At 66.2% G+C, this 2,565-nt stretch carries 3 protein-coding genes and 1 pseudogene; 2 read left to right on the top strand and 2 right to left on the bottom strand.

Translation table 11 applies throughout. From position 1 onward, the window contains the following. Both IJH84_RS09895 and IJH84_RS09890 read left to right on the top strand, forming a co-directional pair. A pseudogene (locus tag IJH84_RS09895) lies at positions 1-840 on the top strand (hypothetical protein); the annotation flags it as partial. Between the two features lie 336 nt (positions 841-1,176). Continuing rightward, complete coding sequence (locus tag IJH84_RS09890) at positions 1,177-1,629, top strand: STAS domain-containing protein (RefSeq protein ID WP_295143059.1); 453 nt, start codon at positions 1,177-1,179, stop codon at positions 1,627-1,629. Positions 1,630-1,844: 215 nt separating this feature from the next. Here IJH84_RS09890 and IJH84_RS09885 read toward each other — a convergent pair whose 3' ends face one another. Further along, a complete protein-coding gene (locus tag IJH84_RS09885; protein ID WP_200070543.1) occupies positions 1,845-2,228 on the bottom strand; it encodes a DUF4286 family protein in 384 nt (127 codons plus the stop codon). A gap of 68 nt (positions 2,229-2,296) precedes the next feature. Next, the coding region (locus tag IJH84_RS09880) for an AAA family ATPase (RefSeq protein ID WP_295143054.1) at positions 2,297-2,565 on the bottom strand (269 nt) is incomplete at its 5' end.

The raw sequence follows: 2,565 nt of genomic DNA, 5'->3' as shown, positions 1-2,565 counted from the left end.
TTCATCTTCCTCGGCGCCGCACTGATCAACACCTTCGCGTGGGTGTTCTACCTGTTCGGGCTGATCTTGCTGGTCACCGCGGGGAACCTGGTCAAGCCCCAGACGTCCGAGCAGCGCACTGCCGACAACCTCCCGGTCCGGTTGGCCAAGCGGTTCCTGCGAACTTCCGATTCCTTCGACGGCGACAAGCTGTTCACCACCGTCGATGGCAAGCGGGTACTGACCCCGATGTTGCTGGTGATGGTCGCCATCGGGGCCACCGACGTCCTGTTCGCACTGGACTCCATTCCGGCCATTTTCGGCTTGACCCAGGACGTTTACCTGGTCTTGACGGCCACCGCCTTCTCATTGCTCGGGCTGCGGCAGCTGTACTTCCTGATCGATGGTCTGCTGGACCGGCTGGTCTACCTGTCCTACGGGCTGGCCACCGTCCTCGCCTTCATCGGCGTCAAACTCGTCTTGCACGCGTTGCACGAGAACAACGTGCCGTTCATCAACAGCGGCCGATCGGTTCCCGTGGTCGAGATCAGCACGGGGTTGTCGCTGAGCGTGATCCTCGGCGTGCTGGTGGTCACCACGGTGGCCTCCTTGGTCAGCAAGAAGGGTCGCGCGCAGAACGCCCTCTCCGGCGCCCGGCGGCACGCGGCGGAATACCTCGACGAGGGCTACGAAACCGATCCCGCCGTTCGCAGGCAGATCTACGACAGGATGCTCGCCAGGGAACGGCAGCTGAGCGCGCTGCCGGAGAAGTACCGCGAGAAGCTCCGGAACGATCAGGAACTGGTGAGCCTGCTTCGACAGGCCCATGCGAAGCATCAGGCCACCCGCGTTCACCCGTGAACCCGGCGCGGACGGCGGCCGATGAGATCCGCTCGGCAGCGCGGACCGCGTTCGGGAGCGGCGGCGGGGTCGCGAGTACGCACTCGGCATCGACAGTGCGGTGGCCAGTTCTTGGGCGAATATCGCTCGCCACCGGGTGGACTGCGGGGTCGACAGTGGCACGTGTGACCCGTAGCGTCGATGGTGGCTGGTTGAGCAGTAGCTGGCACACCGAACGAGGACGCCGCTTACTTGCTCCCGCCGCCCTTCCCCTCAGAACGGCGGCTCGATTGTTCTCGGCCCCTCACCGGCCCGGCGACCGCGAAAAGTCGTGATCGCGACGAACAGGAGACGCGCGTGCTGACACGCAGTTCTTCCATCGACCTTCCAGTCACCACTCCCGAAGTCGACATCGACGGGACGACAGCGGCCACGAGACGACCGACGTTGCTGCTGCGGATGAATTTTTCGGACCGGCACCTGGCGGTGTTGAGCGCGTCCGGAGAGCTGGACGCCGCGACGGCGCCGAGCTTGGCCGGGTTGCTCTGGCCCCGGCTGCAAACCAAGTTGGCGGCGATCGTGATCGATCTCAGCAATCTGACCTTCCTTGCCGTCGCCGGCCTGGAACTGCTTTCGGATGCCCACGCCCATGCCTGGCACCGGGGGATCGCCTTGGGCATCGTCAACAACACCCGAACGGTCGAGCACGCACTGGCGGCCGCCGGGCTGGCGGACACTCTGCCGACCTTCGCCGACTTGCGCGAGGCCCGGGCGGCGATGTTGCCCGGACAGCCCGCATCAGCCGCTTGATCGTCCACTGTAGACCGAGTTTCCGCGCCAAGAATTGCGAGCAACGATGACGAATCGAACCCAGCACCGGTGCCCCCACTGGATCCGAACCGTGCGCACCGAGTCCGCCACCATCGCCGCGACCCGCGTCCGGTTCCTGCGCGGTCCCGGCCCGCGTCGCGCGCCAGACCGCTCGTGCAAGTCCGTGGTGTTCGCGGATCCGGCAGTGTAGCTGGTCACCTGCGAGGAGTGCGGCTGCTGGTGAGTTCGTCGGTGATCGCGGTGAAGAACCACGAATGCGTCGGGCCGTCGAAGACCTCGGCGACGTCGACCAGCGGATCGCGTCCCTCGGACTCCGCCTGCGCCCGCTCGGTGCGCTGGTAGCGGATCCACTCCTGCGCTTCGGCGAGCCTGCCTTCCGGGATCCGGTACAGCGCCAGGTACCGGTGCGGGCAACCGCCCTCGACCTGTTCGTCGGCGAGCACGAACCGCTGCGCGGTGGCGAACCCTTCGAGCTTCTCCAGCACGTCGAGCACGTGCTTGCCGCTGTACCAGTCGTTGAACTCCTGCTCGCGGTCCGGTTTGGCGTTGCTGACGACGAGCATCAGGTGTTCGGCCATCGTGGACTCCTCCGCCCTGCGGGTCGACTCCGACCAGCAAAGCAGAACCCTGATTACCATTGCAATGGTCACTGCTCGACCGAGTCGAGCACGAACCGAGCCCGCTCGGCAACCGGCAGGCGCGGCAGTTCCACCAGCTCGTAGCCGTGCTCGGCGTAGGCATCGGCGACCGCCTCACAGGTCCGCTCGGCCAGTTCGGCCGGTTGTTTGCGCTCCTCGTCGGTGCGGTATATCGCCGGCCACGGCGGGGCGAGGAAAACCCTTGCGGCATAGCGGAATTCTCGCGCCGCGGCGTGCACGTGCGCGGGCACGGCAAGTCCTTCGACGCGCAGGTAGC

Origin of the sequence: Saccharopolyspora sp. (assembly GCF_017434145.1) — a bacterium.
Classification (GTDB): Bacteria; Actinomycetota; Actinomycetes; order Mycobacteriales; family Pseudonocardiaceae; genus Saccharopolyspora_C; species Saccharopolyspora_C galaxeae.
The sequence above is the reverse complement of the archived record's forward strand: the minus strand, read 5'-3'. Positions and strand labels throughout refer to the sequence as shown.

Excerpts from the sequence above, each read along its gene's own strand:
- IJH84_RS09885 (WP_200070543.1), bottom strand. The coding sequence starts at position 2,228 with ATGGCCGAACACCTGATGCTCGTCGTCAGCAACGCCAAACCGGACCGC.